General features: G+C 39.7%; 15 protein-coding genes. All 15 read right to left on the bottom strand.

Features of this window, described 5'->3' with window-relative positions:
• Window positions 1-32: 32 nt before the first annotated feature.
• The 15 genes from AK965_RS01150 to AK965_RS01080 all read right to left on the bottom strand — a co-directional run bounded on the left by AK965_RS01150 (window position 33) and on the right by AK965_RS01080 (window position 16283).
• Window positions 33-1163 carry a glycosyl hydrolase family 28-related protein gene (locus AK965_RS01150; RefSeq protein WP_172438031.1) on the bottom strand — a complete coding sequence of 377 codons (1131 nt, stop codon included), beginning with the start codon at window positions 1161-1163 and terminating at the stop codon, window positions 33-35.
• A gap of 457 nt (window positions 1164-1620) precedes the next feature.
• A complete protein-coding gene (locus tag AK965_RS01145; RefSeq protein ID WP_099077870.1) occupies window positions 1621-2064 on the bottom strand; it encodes a low molecular weight protein-tyrosine-phosphatase in 444 nt (147 codons plus the stop codon).
• The gene (locus tag AK965_RS01140; RefSeq protein ID WP_367379297.1) at window positions 2057-3379 is read right to left on the bottom strand and encodes an O-antigen ligase family protein; all 1323 of its coding nucleotides are present in this window, start codon (window positions 3377-3379) and stop codon (window positions 2057-2059) included. The genes AK965_RS01145 and AK965_RS01140 overlap by 8 nt, the downstream gene beginning before the upstream one ends.
• A 275-nt stretch (window positions 3380-3654) precedes the next feature.
• On the bottom strand, window positions 3655-4116 hold the full coding sequence (locus AK965_RS01135; protein WP_099077868.1) for a hypothetical protein: 462 nt from the start codon (window positions 4114-4116) through the stop codon (window positions 3655-3657).
• A gap of 80 nt (window positions 4117-4196) precedes the next feature.
• Window positions 4197-4616, bottom strand: a complete 420-nt coding sequence (locus AK965_RS01130; RefSeq protein WP_099077867.1) for a VanZ family protein — start codon at window positions 4614-4616, stop codon at window positions 4197-4199.
• A complete protein-coding gene (locus tag AK965_RS01125; protein WP_099077866.1) occupies window positions 4609-5241 on the bottom strand; it encodes a hypothetical protein in 633 nt (210 codons plus the stop codon). The genes AK965_RS01130 and AK965_RS01125 overlap by 8 nt, the downstream gene beginning before the upstream one ends.
• A gap of 171 nt (window positions 5242-5412) precedes the next feature.
• Window positions 5413-7575 carry a choice-of-anchor A family protein gene (locus tag AK965_RS01120; protein WP_099077865.1) on the bottom strand — a complete coding sequence of 721 codons (2163 nt, stop codon included), beginning with the start codon at window positions 7573-7575 and terminating at the stop codon, window positions 5413-5415.
• An 83-nt stretch (window positions 7576-7658) separates the two neighbouring features.
• A complete protein-coding gene (locus AK965_RS01115; RefSeq protein ID WP_099077864.1) occupies window positions 7659-8393 on the bottom strand; it encodes a WecB/TagA/CpsF family glycosyltransferase in 735 nt (244 codons plus the stop codon).
• Window positions 8380-9564: an aspartate-semialdehyde dehydrogenase gene (locus AK965_RS01110; protein WP_099077863.1), complete on the bottom strand. Its 1185-nt coding sequence runs from the start codon at window positions 9562-9564 to the stop codon at window positions 8380-8382. Before AK965_RS01110 ends, AK965_RS01115 begins: the two co-directional genes overlap by 14 nt.
• Window positions 9564-10637 carry a glycosyltransferase family 4 protein gene (locus AK965_RS01105; RefSeq protein ID WP_099077862.1) on the bottom strand — a complete coding sequence of 358 codons (1074 nt, stop codon included), beginning with the start codon at window positions 10635-10637 and terminating at the stop codon, window positions 9564-9566. The genes AK965_RS01110 and AK965_RS01105 overlap by 1 nt, the downstream gene beginning before the upstream one ends.
• A complete protein-coding gene (locus AK965_RS01100; protein ID WP_099077861.1) occupies window positions 10637-11977 on the bottom strand; it encodes a phenylacetate--CoA ligase family protein in 1341 nt (446 codons plus the stop codon). Before AK965_RS01100 ends, AK965_RS01105 begins: the two co-directional genes overlap by 1 nt.
• A 1-nt stretch (window position 11978) precedes the next feature.
• On the bottom strand, window positions 11979-12479 hold the full coding sequence (locus tag AK965_RS20825) for a serine O-acetyltransferase (RefSeq protein ID WP_099077860.1): 501 nt from the start codon (window positions 12477-12479) through the stop codon (window positions 11979-11981).
• A gap of 37 nt (window positions 12480-12516) precedes the next feature.
• Complete coding sequence (locus AK965_RS01090) at window positions 12517-13719, bottom strand: VpsF family polysaccharide biosynthesis protein (RefSeq protein WP_099077859.1); 1203 nt, start codon at window positions 13717-13719, stop codon at window positions 12517-12519.
• Window positions 13712-15142 (bottom strand): oligosaccharide flippase family protein, encoded by a 1431-nt coding sequence (locus AK965_RS01085; protein ID WP_099077858.1) that lies wholly within the window; start codon window positions 15140-15142, stop codon window positions 13712-13714. The genes AK965_RS01090 and AK965_RS01085 overlap by 8 nt, the downstream gene beginning before the upstream one ends.
• Entirely contained in the window at window positions 15135-16283 is a 1149-nt protein-coding gene (locus AK965_RS01080) for a VpsD family glycosyltransferase (RefSeq protein ID WP_099077857.1), read from the bottom strand. The genes AK965_RS01085 and AK965_RS01080 overlap by 8 nt, the downstream gene beginning before the upstream one ends.

Genomic DNA, 16283 nt, shown 5'->3' with positions numbered 1-16283 from the left:
TGACTTTATAGGTCTTATTTTTTTCTCCAAGCTTAATCAATGACGACGTTTCTATCCCTAGCATCGATACCCAAGTAATCACATCCTTCATTCGAAATTAAGCTATTATTGCTGATAAAAACATTTTCAAAAGACAATGTTGGATTTTGGCTATAGGTTCTTATCAGTTTCTTGTAGTTGGTGTTGTTTGTGCCTTCACAAGTGATTTCGTCAAATCTATTATTACTTATCATTAAATTTTGAATCGGTTGGGTTGGCGTCTCGGTAGCCGAAAAACTTTGTAGTCTGATTCCTAATGTAGAACGGTTAAAATCGTTATTTGTTATCGCGATATTACCCCATGCAACGTGCCCTTCAGCGCGGCTATTCGGGTAAACGTTGATCAAAAAACCGAGGATATCGTTGAATTGATTATCAGCAATAACGATATCACTGTAGTAACTTGCTTCAATTGCTGTTCCGCTAATATTGCTAAAAAAATTGTCGATGACCATCGCTCCTTTCGTCGCTTTTCTGGCAGATAATTTTAGCGTGCAGTTATCAAATTTATTCGATTGAAAAACGATATTGTGTGTGCTAACAACGTTAGAGTTACTGGTCGCTTGTGTCGTGGTTACCTGAGCACAATTTGAGAACTGATTGTTGAGTACAACGTTATTACGTGATTCGACGGCGTCTTTACTTGGGCTTGTGGTGATCCGAAGAGCGGCATCGCCAAAGTTACTAAAACGATTATATGTAACAGTACTGTTGGTTGTACTAGCAAGATAAAGCCCTTGCTTCCCCCAGTTTGGTGTGTCTCCGCCGTTAAATAAGCCATGAAAGTTTATGTTTGAAATCGATAACTCATCACCGTTCCTAATGTAAAGCAAATACTCGTCACTGAAATTGTTGCATTTTTTAAGAGTTGTACCTTTAGACCCAATTAAAGAGAGGTTTTTCTTATGGAGGAGAAATACAGTGTTACAAATGTCGTAGTTTCCGGGAGGAATGAATATGACGATTCCATCTTCGATAGAAGAAAAAGCATGATTAAATGCTGGGCTATCGTCAATATTATCGTTCGGGACAGCGCCAAATTCTTTGATAGTGTAACTTTTATCATCAGTGAAATGAGCTACAGATGACATCATTGACAGTAACGCAAGTGTTTTAAGATACATAACCATCTCTTGAATAAATTAATGGGAGTTGAGTTTAAGTCTAAAAGTAGCACATTGTCACCAAAGGTAAAAATATGGCATCCACATGTTTTTAGAGGGGAGTATGATTGTGTATAGAATTTATTTAGAATTGAAATGTTTTTCTTGAATGTTTGTCATAATAAATAATGAGTCATGGATTATTTTCGAAAATACATTTAAAAAATCGAAAGTTACTACTAATTGGTTATTCCAATTGTTTATTCTAATACGTAGTTATTAGTCATGTTAACCAAATAATTCTATGTGACTTACTCATATTGGTATTCGCTAATCTGAGAAAGAAACGGTTGTGTACATATGAGAAAATTATCGTCGTCTATAATCAGAATAGATAATATGCCGTGATCTCAGTATTTCCCAAAGGGTTAATCCAATAGAAAGATAATCGTTCTGAAATTGGGCTCCCACTACCACGCTATCGCACTTTCTTTACCCATGAGTGAGTTGCGCGAACCAACGTCTTAAATAAATGAGCGAACGATTCTTTAGGCTGGTGGATGGGATCGGCTATCTCCCCTTGACCAATCCAATGACCTAATAGCATTGTTTTGCATCGTGCGCGTGGACAAAGTTGCGCCACTTCTTCGATCTGTTCATGCGACATGACTAAGACCAAATCAAATGGCGCACATATCTCAGGACTGAGCTGGCGGGCCGCATGGGAAGAGATATCTAAGCCATTTTCTGTACATACTTGCAGTGAATATTCGTGTGCACTGGCATTGCTTAAACGACTTGCTGCTACCGCCGTCCCCGCCGATTCAATGGTGTGGTTGGGTAAACTTGCTTTTAGGAGGGCTTCTGCAATCGGGGAGCGGCAGATATTTCCGGTGCAAACAACCAGGATTCGATTAAACATGTTCCGCTCCTTTGGTATGTTTTAGTGGATGTTGGTTAGCTTGTGTCGTAGTCAATTGACCTGTCGCTGGCAATACTGCGGTCGCATTGGCGAGAAATAAAATGAGAATGAACGTGAGGGCATTCGCCATTGGCTGGAGGTTAAAGTCAACACTAATGTGGAGCAACATTCCAATTATCGACATGATGCAGCCTAACGCGATCCCCTTCATTGTTTTACTGTGCCGCGTTCGAATGGTTACAAAGGCGCGCCAAAACGCGTAAAGCACGACAAAAGCTAAAAGAAGTGTGGCTGGAATGCCGGCCTCGACCATAAACTGAATGTAGTCGTTATGTGCGTGGTCATAGAACCCTATGTCAGCTCTTGAATACATAGGGAAAACCGTATAAAAACTTGCCATACCAGTGCCAGTAAAAGGGAAGTCACGAATGATGTCGAGTGACCAAACGACCACTTGATCGCGGGATTCTATCGCCAGTGAGGTTTCTACTAAGCGTTGTTTCACTTTCTCAAGACCAAACAAAGCACCGACAATAATCGTATCGATGGCGATGACACTGCCGATGAGTACGGTTAACGCGCGTGGTTTGTTTTTATAGAAAATCAGCGCAATAATTCCGCCAATAGCCGTCGCGGTAAAAAAGGCGGTGTTGCCCATTCTAGAACGGGTCATGACTAACGCGATAACCATAATCACCAGACACAAACGTATGTACATTTTCCGGCTGAGAATGCTTTCCAAGAGTCTTTTTATAAACATAAAACGCGAATGTGAAGGGCTAGTGTGAAGTTGAGCCACAATCAAACCTAACCCCATACAAAGTGCCATCATAAGATAATTGGCTAAATGGTTTTTGTACACAAACGAGCCTGTTGCAATGCCTTTTTCGACCAAACCAAACACAGGGCTTTCAGTAATGTTGAGTAGCACCAACAGAGCGGCATAAAAGGCTTGTAAAGTACCACTGATGACGATCATCAAGACGACTTGCTTGATGCGCGGGCTAGAGTTGATCAAAAAAATAGCATTGAGTGCAAATAATGTGTATGCCATTCCTTTAAACAGAGAGGTCAGCGTCATGCGTGAATCAAGGGATATAAATCCTTTAGGCGCACCAACGAGTTGATATATCTCAACACTTTGACTAGAAAAGAGTTTGAGTATTTCCCATGGAAGCGGAAGCGTTTGCAATAATACCCAAACTTGAAACAGGCCTAGACCAAACAGCAAACATGTGTAGCGCTTTATATGGGTAAAGGGCAGATTACCACGGTAGGCAATGAGCAGCGTGAGTGACTGAAGGGCGATCCACATTTCTGCAATGGCCCAAGCCCAATCTCTATTGCTACCGAGTGGGATTGGTAACCAGATGATCAGTGCAAGTAGGGAATAAAAGGAAAATTTCTCTAGCCTAGACATGTAAAAACTCATGATGAGAATACGACAAAAAGCCCAACATGCGCTGGGCTTTATTAATACCAATTCATTTATTTTTGGTTAGCCATCAGCGATAAAATGAAAAATACCACTAAAAGTGAACATTTGATGGAGAAATAACCTTCTGCTAGAAGGCTAACCTTGAGAGATGGCTAGTTGGGAGAAACTACGTCAGTGCCACCACCACCTTGTCCACCTACAGCCGGAGGTGAAGGAGGAGTCGGTCCCGCTGACGCAGTTTGAATACCCGCCGCTGTCGCTTCTGCAATTTGTGTCGGGTCGACACCAGCTAGTAGCGCACCAGAAGTAATGGCTTCGTTACTGACACCGGCGTTACGTGCTGCTTGCGCAATTTCTTGCGCTTTATCTGGTGCCGCTCTCATGGCTGCTTCAACGGCACTTTGGGGGTTAACACCATCTTTACTAAGTAGCATAGGTAAAATATTCGGTGCTAACTGCGGATTCGATTGGAATACATTTTGATAAGTTTGCTCACTGGGTGCATCCCCCAGTTGCGAATCGATAGCAGCACGTTGCTCGTCACTGTCGAATGCGAAGCTGACTGATGCAAAAGTTAGAGAAGCGATACCCAGTATGGCAGAGGAAATCTTCATGGTTCTTCCTTGGAATTAGCACTATGTAATTGAATAAAAAGACTATAACAGAACGAAAAAAATAAAGAACGTTGATTGAATTAATTGTCGTTTTTCTCAAAGATAAGACGATGTTCCAAGATAAAGGCCCAAACGCTCATAATGATATTGACAAAATATGTCCCCAAAAGCACGCCGAGCAGATTGGCGAGTATGTCCATCCAAGAAAAACCGCGTGAAGCAATAAATAATTGAAGTAACTCATCGATCATTACCAATGCAAAAGCAACCAGTGTTGTAGGCGGTAACGCGAATAAGAGGTTCTTCTTCGTCACTAGACGGCAAAACCCACCCATAAAAAAAGAAGCGCAAAGATGCAGATAAATCGAGCCGCCTATAGTGGTTTCGATGGTACGTATTTGTTCAAAGAACAGACCCGATGACTTAAATACAGAGGCTCCGCCAAAGACGAAAATGGACACGATCAATATGATCAAAGGCACCTTTGATATTCTATCCACAAGCCTTAACCTTCAGATTATTGAACGCGAGCAGATTACACATCCGGAATTTGCCCTCGGAATAGGTAATCATCGTGTTAAGGGCCGGTCGATGACGCCAAATGCGTGCGATGGTAACGAGGTACTTCGAGGCTTCTAATTGTTGTGTTACGTCACTTTCTGGCCAGTTTGTAAACGTGTGATCAATCATCAATAATTGGCTCGATGGCATATAAGGACCAAAATGTAGAGCCAATTGCTGATATTCATGAGCCAACTCAGATTTGTTGGATAACTTAGCAAGCTCAACATACGTGTTTGACCATGTTGGTCTGATATGGGTGCTTGTGGTCAGCAATGAAATAGACTCTAAAGAGTGTGCTTCATGACCATTGAGATAAGACAGCCATTGGTTGAACAAGACAAAGCTATTTAAACCGTGAGCAGGGGACGTCGAGATATTCGGGTTAAGTTCACCCAACTTTGCATCATTCGGTCTAAGAGTAGGGTTAGAATGAGAGGAAAAATACTCCAGCCGAGATTCAATCACATTTGTGGTTAATGCACTGTGTAATGATAGGTAACCCAAATACAATAAAATCAGTGCAAATGTTACCCATAATGCACTAAACCAATTAACTTTCATTGTTAATAATTTTCTCTTTGACCTTAAGAGGTAAGGTTTGAAGGGATGATTCAGTAATACATCAAAAAACGAAGTTTAGATTCTTTTATGATGCTGGCAGTTGTTACTGCAAAACATATCAAAATTTGGTTGAGCTTGGTCGCTAATATTTACCAAACTCAACAGGATCACTTATCGAAGCGTACTGGAACGATAAGAATTATTCAAAAGCCAACTCGGTTTTTCAACCACAGGCACTTTACCATCTTGTGAAATATTAGTTTGATGGTAAGAATGCTGATTCCAAATACGGGTCGCATTTTTCCATGGTTTGTCTGCAGATTCAAAGACGCGAACACCTTTATGAGAGTTCCACTTTGACGAGTAATCATTAGACACGAAAATTAATTCAGCATTATTATCACCCTCTAGGTCGGCAACGACAGGGTACTCCCAAAGTGTTCCGGTAGAGTTTGCTGTTTCAAATAATGTCTTACCGGTTAGAGAATCCACAATGGCCACTTTATTATGATCTTGATAAATGACTTCATCACGACCATCTCCGTTGAAATCGAAGGCAGATACCCCAATTTTACCACTGCCAAAATCATCAATGGTGATATCCCAAACAAGCTCACCACCCGCATTCAGCATCATTAGCTTTTCATAGCCAGAATAGGCAATACCAGGCTTGCCAGCATGAAGAAAAGCCCCAACAGCTTGAGCACCACCGCCATGGGCCGAAATGTTTCGTTTTTCCCATTTTACGCTGCCGTCGTGTTCCAATACGGCTAATGAATGCGAAGTGGCAAATAAACCGGGAATAGAAACAACAACTTCTGGTTGAGGATCTTGGTCGAGATTCGCGATTGAAGAAAACCATGCCACATCATGACCTTCGTATGACCAAATTAGATTCCCTGATGCGTCATAAAGCGTACCACCGGCAAGGAAGTTCTTAATGCCATCTCCATCGGCGTCAAATACTGAATAGTCAGGTTTCCATCCATCGAGAGTGTAAAGCAAACCAGAGGAGTAATTATAGACAGACGTAGCTGTTAGAATTTCAGTAACGCCATCACCATCGAGATCGGCAATGCTAATACTCCCGGTTTTTTTATCATTTCTTACGAAAACTTTTTTGATCTCGCCTTTATTTGAAATAATGCGAATGTCATTCGTTGCTTGATCTGAAACGACGATGTCAATTAAGCCATCATTATCTAAATCGCCTAACGCAGGTGTATGCCGAGGGTCTGAGTAAATCGCGCCATTTTTATAATCCCATAATTCCCTACCATCTATGCCGCTCAGCGCGCGAACGATACCGGGCCTGGTGTATTTGCTCCCCTCGAAAGTAACCACAATAACATCAGCAACATCTGAATGGTCGATAACACCATCGTTATTGTCATCATTTAACTGTGCCACGAGTGGGGTTGCCATTATCTGATTCGCTTCAGGCATAAAATCGCCACCTTGCCAGTGCCATTTCAATTCAGCGTCAATCGGCTCTGGTTCTTTTCCCGGAAGCTTACCGTTAAAGGCGTGATAATCTAAATACATGGAGCCTTTCCAACTATTAGCAATAATGCCAACATAAGAGGAGCCTGATGGGGCATATATATCCGCTTTGGGTGCTAGTACCATACCTTCAAGAGCAACACCTGAAATCACTAATGATGTCGCTTCATAGAGATTAAAGATGGTCTGTTGGCGATGGGGAGTGAAGTCAGCCAAGCTAATATTGCTTAAGGGCTTAAAGTTAGGTTTGTCCCCACTAATATTGACTATAACGGTCGCATTCTCAGGAACACACGCGAGCGCTAACGTATGCGCTTGCTCTAGTTGATAACCATCAAGGTTAAACACTTGAATATCACTGTGGCAATCACCATCTAAGTACAAGCCCCCCCACTGCTGTGTTACCGTGCCGACATTTTCTTCTTGGCTTAATAGCAATGAATATTCTATGTTGCTTTGCTTTAAGTTATCAAAGTTGATCGGTAAATCAGAGGAACTGCTTATCGTCGCGCCTTGTGCTAGCCCTAAATGGACAGTTTCGGATACTTGGGAGATATCGCCTTGTACGACCACACTGCCTTGATATACACGCCCACTTTGATAGGTGAGATTTCCGCCGACGATTAATGAGTAATCATCAGTTGGAAACTCTGAATTATCATACAGAACGCTATAACCATTTAAGCTTCCATTGTTACCAATGGCCAAAGGTCCCATACTTGCAGAGTGAGGGGAGGTAAAATCACCAAACACTAATGCACTGTATTGCGTTGTTACTGCAGTAGCCTGAGTACTGAGCAACATTAAACTCACACTAAGTAGTTTTTTCATTTTAATCCTTAAAATAAAAACGTGGCAGACTTAGCCTATTGAACGCGAAAATGTAAACGGAAATAGACTGGGGGAGTTAAAAATCATTTTCGAGATAATTTTCTTTTTAAAAGCAACCAACCGAACGTTGAATTTGTTACCAAATAACGCTTCCACATTCTTCCTGGCTCCTGAATAACGCGATACAACCATTCTAATCCGGCATTTTGCATCCATTTCGGTGCTCGATTAACTTTGCCGGCAACAACATCAAAAGTGCCACCTACACCCATGACAAAATCCACTCCTAATTTGTCTTTCCACTTGTTGATAAAGTTTTCTTTTTTGGGTGAAGTAATCGCAACAAATAAAAGCTTAGCGCCGGAGTCCCTAATTTTATTTACGACTGTTTCTTCGTTATCCCAAAAATAACCATCATTAATGCCTGCAACCTGCAAATTAGGGTAAAGTGCTTGTACGGTTTCGTTTGTTTTGTTAACGACCTCTTCTGTCGCACCTAGCAAAAATACAGGGAAGTTTCGCCTAGCACTCATTTTTAGTAACTCGTGAAATAGATCAACGCCAGCAACACGCTCGGGGATGTCATGACCTAAAAAACGAGCACCAAATACAACACCCATACCATCAATATTGATGACATCACAAGCTTTGACTGATTCAGCCAATGTTGGATCTTTTTGCATGTTGACAATTTTGGCCACGTTGACGACAACGTGTTGCAAAAAGTTGCCCTGTGCCACTTTATCTTCAATATGAGACACCGTCTCATCCATTGTTGCTACATCCATTGGTGAGCCAAGAAAATCAATCCTCTTCATGCGAGTGTCCGTAGTTGTTTAAAAATGAAAATGAATAATAAACCCAGGCTTGGGTCCATCTTATATAGCTAATGTTATTGCTAAAATGACAATGCTTTTGATATGAGAAGTTCTTTTTCCTAGGGATATATAAATTTTCGATAGACTTCTTAACTACCTTCTTAGTAAAAGCAAGATCCTCATCAGTTCTTCCAACTTTTATTAAGGTAAATATCGCCTGTGACACACAGTGCATATCAAGTGGGTACTTGTTGGTGTTGTAATATTTAGCGGTACCGTCAGCTTCAAATAAATGTTCTTTGTAGTAACTTAATCCTTTGTCAATGGCTTCAGAAAAATCTGTAATTTGTAGTGACTCACTTAATAGATGCAAAGCCTCTAAGTTGTAGCCAGTGTGAAAGCCATCAATAAATTGATGATGATGACGAGCACCATAAACCCATGAACCGTCAGGCTGCTGGTCTTTTACTGATTGATGGGCTACGTTGAGTGCTAAATCACGATATTTATCATTGTGTGTAAGACTTGCTACACGGGCGACCCAGGCCGCTCCCCATAAACTCGCATTATGGACAAAAGCGTCTTCACCTGGAATATAAGCAAAATATTGACGGCCATTTAACTCGGTATATAAAATTTTCACAATAAAATTTGCGCTATCAAGAGCGGGTTCCCGATATTTACTTTCGTCAGTAATTTCACTCAAAGCATATAATGCCTGTGCGACATAAATTGTGGTGATAACATTGGGCTTGCCTTTTGGTACAAAAAACGCGCGAGCTTTCCAATCAAAATGATAGCCCCAACAAGCGTGTTTCCATTCATCCTTGTTACTCTTTTGTGTGAGCAACCAATCACCTAGCGCAATAGCGTGATTTAAGTAAACGTCATCGTTCGTTCGTTGATAGTCCTCGAGTAAACCCATCAAAAAAAGTGCTACACCTTTTGGGTTCCGCTTTTTAGGCACGCCAAGTAGGGGCCTAAGATTAACGGTTGAGCGTTTATTAAACTGAATCCAAGCTAAACCAAAGAAGCCTTTTTTAAGACGTGGAAAAAGGGAGAAAAAAGTACTGTTCAAACCATCGAAAGGGTCATAACCGGCGAATTCATTTTGCTTGGCAGATTCGAGCGTACTTTGTGAAATAGCCTGGACCTGATTATAAAATTCCATTACTTATTCATTAACTCCGTATAAATCTTATCTAACTCAGGAAAAACTGCTTGCTTACTAAAGTTATTAGTAAATTTCTTTTTTGCTCTGGCAGAATAGGCTGTATTTAAGGCGCGGTCGCTGATCATAGTTTTTAAGTGAGTCGCTAACATTTCAACATCACCTGCCTCGATTAATAGGCCATCAACACCATCTTTAATCGCATCGGGAATGCCGCCAGCGGTTGAAGCAACAACAGGAATACTTGCTGACATTGCTTCAAGCACTCCCACAGGGAACCCTTCATTGTAACTTGGCAAACAATAGACATCGGCTTTACTTAACCATAGATTTTTTTGCTCACCAGCAACCCATCCTAAGAAATCGACATTGTGTGAAATTCCAAGCCTTTCAACCTGTTGTTTGAAAGTGTCTATAGCACCATCTCCACCAAGGGTTAAGCGGGCATTAGGATAATTTTTCACCACAATAGCAAAGGCGTCAATGAGGTCTTTGACACCTTTTCTTTCACCGAGCCGACCTAAAAATAGTATTCGGCCTTTTTCTACATCATCTCGGTTGAGATCTAAAGTTTCAACCGCGTTATAGACAACATGGACTTTACTTGGGTCGCTAACGATCGTTTTCATCCACGAATGCCATTGCGTAGACAATACAATGACAGCATCGGCGAGATCGAAAGTCTTGCGAATATGAGCCTGTTTTTTAAAAGAACATTCGTTATTGTAAAACTCTTGGAATTCAGCACCATGAAGATGAAGAATAGTTTTAGCTCGAAACAATTTTGCTAGGCGTATAATTACAGACTTACGCTTATAACTTCCTCGTGAAGCCATGTGAACGTGGATAATGCCAACGTTAAAAAAGGTTAGATAGTAAGAAATTTTAATAAAGGAAAATAAAAATAGAAAAATCTTATTTAATCCGAACCAATATGTATGGTTTGTATGTGTGGTTATATGACGCATATTCCAGTTGTCATTAAAACCGCGGCTGAGAACATTAAGAACAGTCGCAATGCCTCCCATCTCTTGCATGCCTGTCGCGACTGTTATATTGATCTTTTTCCCCATTACATATCCTTGATTGTACAAATAGCCTGGCGAGTTTTACCATTTTTTGTTTTTTGAATTTTGTCGACAATAGTGATAAATACGTCCATAGATCTACCTAGACGCGCTTTTGTATTGTCTATAAGTATTCTTTCTTGCTGTTTATCAAAAACTTGGGCGTTGACGACAGCTTGAACTTCGATTTGGTTTGGATGAGCTTGCTTAAATTGTGTTGCAATGAGTCCTTTAACGCCTTTTGGAATATGATTTAAGATATGAACTTTTTGTCCATCTTCACCGATTAAGTAGTCTCCAATGCGGCCATCAATGCGATCTATAATTGGAAAAACTCGTCCACATGGGCAAGAGGTTTCATCTGATAAATACACATGGTCGCCGGTTCTATAGCGTATGAGAGGTTGGAGATCATTATTAAAATTGGTGCCTATGATTTCATGCCGCCCATCTCCGATGTCCTCAAGCTCGACGTGAGAATAATCAGTTAAAATATGATAGCGTCCATGTTCACAACTGCCTATGGCAGCCACGCGCTCAAATAACCCATACCAATCAAAAACAACACAACCAAAACGTTTTTCAATAAGTTGCTTGTCTTCTTTGCTGAGTGACTCAGAAGAGGTTACGATAGATTTTAAATTACCTGGATAATATTGGTCATGAATGTCTAGATGTTTTGCAAGGGTCACGATCGAGGATGGGTAGGCCTGTATTACCTCTACGCCATAATCCACTATGGCATCAATGTAACTTTGCAAGTTATTTGGTGACATATGAAAAGAAGAGAGCATTATCATATTTTCAAACCAAGAATAGCGCCAAAAAGGCCCCTCTTTTTGGCTTAGAGGTACAATCATATCACCACGGATCCAGGCCCGTTTATCGCCAGATTTAAAGCCTGCCCACTCAAGATGCCGAGCAACAAAGGCTTGTTCACGAACCACGGAAGTCATATTTTGTTTAATCACCAATGGGGTTCCGGTAGTCCCACTTGTGGCTCCAGAGATGACGACCCCATGATGATTGTCAGCTAAGAAGTCATCCCCTTTTTCTCTAAGATCTACTTTACTTATGATTGGAAAGTCAGCGAGTTTATGTGTTAATGACGGTATGATGCCTTTGTAAAATGGGACGTGTTTTACGGTTTGTTTCAATGTATGAATTAATTGATTTTCAGAAAATGTCTTCATTACTGAAGCATCAAACTCATTTTTTTTAATGTCACTTAACAGCGTAGATTGCTTTTTCCCCTCTCTTAATATCTTTCTGATTAATGCTCTACAAGATAATAAGCCATTTTGGATAGGGACAGATGATTTTTGATATATCCTATTAGTAAACATTTTAGTCCTTATTTGTAGTCATATATGGCGCTATATCATCAAGGTAACTTTCATTCTTTAAAATGTCATACTCTAAATCGTGAATGCTTCCAATGATTTTTGCAGGTATTCCTCCAACAATGGATCCACTTGGTACACTTTTAGTAACAACTGAGTTAGGCGCAATAATGACCTTGTTTCCTATTTCAACAGGTCCAACAATTACCGATCCTGGGCCTAAAAAAACATCATCACCTATATTTGGTACTCTTTTGTAAGGGCCTTTACCAACTATTTTACAACCAATGCCAATTCGACACCGTTTGCCTATTTTTGCATTATCAATAATAACAACACCGATGCCTTTTACGACCAAAAATGAGCCTTTTCCAATATCTGCTGTTGCAGGTACTTTCGAGTTGTATAGCAAAAAAATTAATAGTTGAATGATTTTTGGTAGTAAAGGGATTTTCTTTAAGTAAAGTGTTCGAGCTATATGGTAGAAAAATATTGCATTCGGCATAAGTACCTCTTTAAATATAACGAAATAAATGTGACATCTAATTTTTACTTCTTTCTTGCAACTTAAAACAAAGGTATAAGGCAGAAAACATAAAAAGTAATGCAGGTGTTTTTGTTGAAAGAGAGTTGTTTGAGATTGAAATAATTAAAAACGTTAATACAGAGAAAAAAGCAAAGCCACGCGCTTTGATAGCAAGAGATAAAAGAATTATCATTAACATTGAAAGTAAAGGGAGCATTCCAATTACGCCAAACTTATATATCCACGCAATGATAAAGTTTTCTATTACAGATATACCTAAATATAATTCAATAGCACTTTGTAGATTATTTGACGCTCCCCAAAACCACTCGCTAGGTGAGAGTTGTTCTAATAAATAAAATACAGTGAATCTTGCCGAGGCACTTCCATCAATATGCAGTTTACTCATTATCCTTTCAGTGATGCCACTTTCTATAAGTACGATACCAACAGCAATAATTGCAAAATAAAATAGGCATAGCACGACAGCAAATCGTTCTTTACTTATTTCAATGCCATGAGTGAAAAATCGGAACACATAAGGAATGCATGCTATTGCAGATATCATTAATAAGATACCAATTGCCGCACGACCACCAAAAGCAAACATAGCCAATAAAATAATTGCAAGGTAAATAATGTTTGGTATGCGAGTTTTATTAAAGACTAGTAATGTCAGGCCTGCAGTAATCAATGCGTTGTTTAATGGGTGAGTTAATAGTGCTGTTGATCGAAAGTGTGAAAATGATGAAAATTCAACATCAACAAGGCGAGAACTAGCGACAAACTCCAGCACAGCAAGAGTTGCATTGAATAAAAGAAGAACAGCAATTAGTGACAATAATCGTTGGCATTCATCCGTATTTAATCGTGATAATAACAGTAAGAATAATAATGGCGTTAAGAAGGTGTCAATAATATAAGCCATCCCCGACGTCCCATATCGGAATAAACCATAGAGAATAACAAAAATCACCATGATGACAGAGAATAACCAAGGGTTTGCTAATGTGTCTAGACGAGCAAGTTGCTCTTTAATTCCTTCTTTTAAGGTAAATAAACCTATAGATAACAACGTGACATAAGAATGGAAATGAATTTTTAATACAGGTGTGCCACCTTCTGATACATATTGAATTCCCATGTTTTCGAGCATGTATCCACCTAAAAAGAAGGCTAGGATAATAGAGGTTGAGCAAATAAAATAAGGGCTAAGCATGATATTTCCTTATTTTATTGGTAAGTGTTTTTCTTGAGTCCATGAGATTCATAGTAAAGGCAGAAAGTGCAAAAATTAAGATGCCAATGGCGATTGATACCAGAATTTGTAATGTATCAGATGTTGGCCAGATAAATGTGAATTGAATGGAGTACAGAGTGAAAGCCATACATAAAGAGGCGATGGTGATTTTTATTGTATCGTTGTTTAATCGATACTCATGCCCTGATTTTTTTGCAAAAAAGAAAGACATAATGAGCGCGATTAGGTTGCACGCTAAAGAAGCATAAGCAGCACCATAAACTCCTGATATAGGTAATAAAAAGAAAAGCATTACCATATTTGAAAGCAGTGAAGCACCTAATATAAAAGGCAATATATTGGTACGAGAAGCAAACTGTAAGCCGTGATCGATGTAATGCATTCGTAAATTAAAAATAAAAGCAGAGATAGCGAGAATCCAAAAAAGAGGTATCCCAGCGGAGAGGTACGCATCTCCCAAGAATAACCTAACTAAAGGTTCAGCAATAAAACACAGCCCAATCAACGCAGGAAGGCAAATGGTTAACATCATGATTTGATAACGTTGGTGTGCACAGAAAAGTTGATCCTTATCATCCGCTTTACGTGCAAGATCAGGGTAAAGAGGAAGGGCTACAACCATGAATACAAGCGCCATTAAGCCCAGTAGCATATTTGATAAAGCAGAGTAAATTCCGGCATCGGTGTATCCTAACTGTTCAGCAATAAAAAAACGGTCAATACGCGATCCTGCGACACCAATTAAGCCTGATAGCATGAGAGGGAAGCCATAGCTAACCAAGGTAGATATGGCGGATTTTGCTTGGTTGAATGAGACTTGAGAGGGTAAAAACCATACCAACGGAAGTGATACAAGATAGCTTAGCATTAAGCCTAATGTAGCACTGTCTACAGATGAATATCTTTCAAGCAGTAGCCAAGTGAATAGCATTGAAAAAATAGATTGTAAGGCTGTTGCTCTTCGATATTGAGATACGAGATCATTAAGTCTCGCCATTTCTTGGAAAAAAATGAAGAAAGACTTAATCACCAGTAACCCAAGTAGTGATGTTAAATTAAGCCAAGATGCCCCTTCAAAAAAAGCAAATAGAGCCAGAGTGAAAAGAGTACTGATGGGAAGGAAAAATCCAACAATACCTGAGAAAACAACACTAGCGTAAAGCGTTTTATTCGTTTTATCCGCCCCTGGATAATGTCGAATTAATGCGGTATTTAACCATTGGGAATACACGGTTCGCGTGATTTCTACAAGAACCAAATATACGGATAAAACACCGTAGGCCTCAACGCCTAGATAACGGGTTTGTAAAGCAATTAAGACAAATACACTCAGTGCTGATGCGATTTGTACCGGAGCATAATGAAGTAAGGTTTTAAGCATTTAATAACGTCTTATAAATATTGAAATACTGCTTATTGACTGTATTGACGGAAAATTCATTTTTTAAGGCATCGCAATCCACTTTTGGGAGGTTGTCTATAAAAGAAAGGACCTGAGAAAGTGATTCGTCTTCTTGGGTTGGGTCTATGATGCAGGTTCCGATAGAGGTAAAGAAATCTGTACGTTCTGCAATAATGCCAACGGAGCTAGAGATTAAAGGCAGGCCACTGGCTAACATTTCAAGAGGTGCTAGGCCAAAGGTTTCCTCTGAAGAGAGAAAGATACCTATATCCGATTGCTCATATAACGAGATAATTTCATCCGTATTTTTACTACCAGTAAGTGTGATGTATTGCTCTGCTTTTTCTTGTGTTACAAGGCGCTCTAATTCTTCAGCATATTGTTTATCTACCACTGGGCCAATGATGGTTAACTCAATACTAAGTCCTTGTTGATGTAGACGAGATGCGAGTTTAATAATGGCATCAATGCGTTTTTTTCGACTTAATAAAGCACAGGTAACCAATTTGATGCTTGATACATTAGGTTGATGCTGCTGGTAATTGGTAAAATAAATGGGGTTTAATGGGTTGCCAATAATGGATGCTTGGGTAGTTACGTCTTTTTGTAATTCTGATTTAAGCAGATCTCCAACACAGGTGTATTGGTCAACATAAAAATCACATAACCAAGGTAGGAACTTTGCGTAAACAAGATCATTCAAGAAAGAGACCGGTTTGCGACCTATATTTTTGTAACTATGCAATGTAGCAATACATTTAATTCCTCGTATCCCAAGTAACCAAGGAGCTAAATGGGAGTGCACAATGTCAGGTTTAAATGCATTTATTTGCCTCCGAATTCGAATTAGATTAGAGATAATGCTAGGTACTTTCATGCCATTTATTTTTTCTCTAATTGGAACGTGTAAAATATCGACATAAGGAGAAAGGAGTATTAACGGCGAATTACCACTTACTTTAGACGTTTGATCAAATGCCAATATACGAACATGGTAGCCGTCATATTCAGTCTCAATTATATCTTTTAGTAATATTTGACAGACTGAGTCGACACCACCTTTAGTGCTAGAGCCAAAATCTAATGTAGAGAGAGGCACAATCAAAAGTACTTTTTTCAC

Origin of the sequence: Vibrio sp. PID17_43 (assembly GCF_002608565.1) — a bacterium.
GTDB lineage: Bacteria > Pseudomonadota > Gammaproteobacteria > Enterobacterales > Vibrionaceae > Vibrio.
Note: the sequence above shows the minus strand (reverse complement) of the source record. Positions and strands in the feature narration are given on the sequence as shown.

Bases quoted from the DNA above. Each gene is read 5' to 3' on its own strand.
- AK965_RS01150 (WP_172438031.1), bottom strand. From the start codon at position 1,163: ATGTATCTTAAAACACTTGCGTTACTGTCAATGATGTCATCTGTAGCT.
- AK965_RS01145 (WP_099077870.1), bottom strand. From the start codon at position 2,064: ATGTTTAATCGAATCCTGGTTGTTTGCACCGGAAATATCTGCCGCTCC.
- AK965_RS01140 (WP_367379297.1), bottom strand. From the start codon at position 3,379: ATGTGGATCGCCCTTCAGTCACTCACGCTGCTCATTGCCTACCGTGGT.
- AK965_RS01135 (WP_099077868.1), bottom strand. From the start codon at position 4,116: ATGAAGATTTCCTCTGCCATACTGGGTATCGCTTCTCTAACTTTTGCA.
- AK965_RS01125 (WP_099077866.1), bottom strand. From the start codon at position 5,241: ATGAAAGTTAATTGGTTTAGTGCATTATGGGTAACATTTGCACTGATT.
- AK965_RS01120 (WP_099077865.1), bottom strand. From the start codon at position 7,575: ATGAAAAAACTACTTAGTGTGAGTTTAATGTTGCTCAGTACTCAGGCT.
- AK965_RS01115 (WP_099077864.1), bottom strand. From the start codon at position 8,393: ATGAAGAGGATTGATTTTCTTGGCTCACCAATGGATGTAGCAACAATG.
- AK965_RS01110 (WP_099077863.1), bottom strand. From the start codon at position 9,564: ATGGAATTTTATAATCAGGTCCAGGCTATTTCACAAAGTACGCTCGAA.
- AK965_RS01105 (WP_099077862.1), bottom strand. From the start codon at position 10,637: ATGGGGAAAAAGATCAATATAACAGTCGCGACAGGCATGCAAGAGATG.
- AK965_RS01100 (WP_099077861.1), bottom strand. From the start codon at position 11,977: ATGTTTACTAATAGGATATATCAAAAATCATCTGTCCCTATCCAAAAT.
- AK965_RS20825 (WP_099077860.1), bottom strand. From the start codon at position 12,479: ATGCCGAATGCAATATTTTTCTACCATATAGCTCGAACACTTTACTTA.
- AK965_RS01090 (WP_099077859.1), bottom strand. From the start codon at position 13,719: ATGCTTAGCCCTTATTTTATTTGCTCAACCTCTATTATCCTAGCCTTC.
- AK965_RS01085 (WP_099077858.1), bottom strand. From the start codon at position 15,142: ATGCTTAAAACCTTACTTCATTATGCTCCGGTACAAATCGCATCAGCA.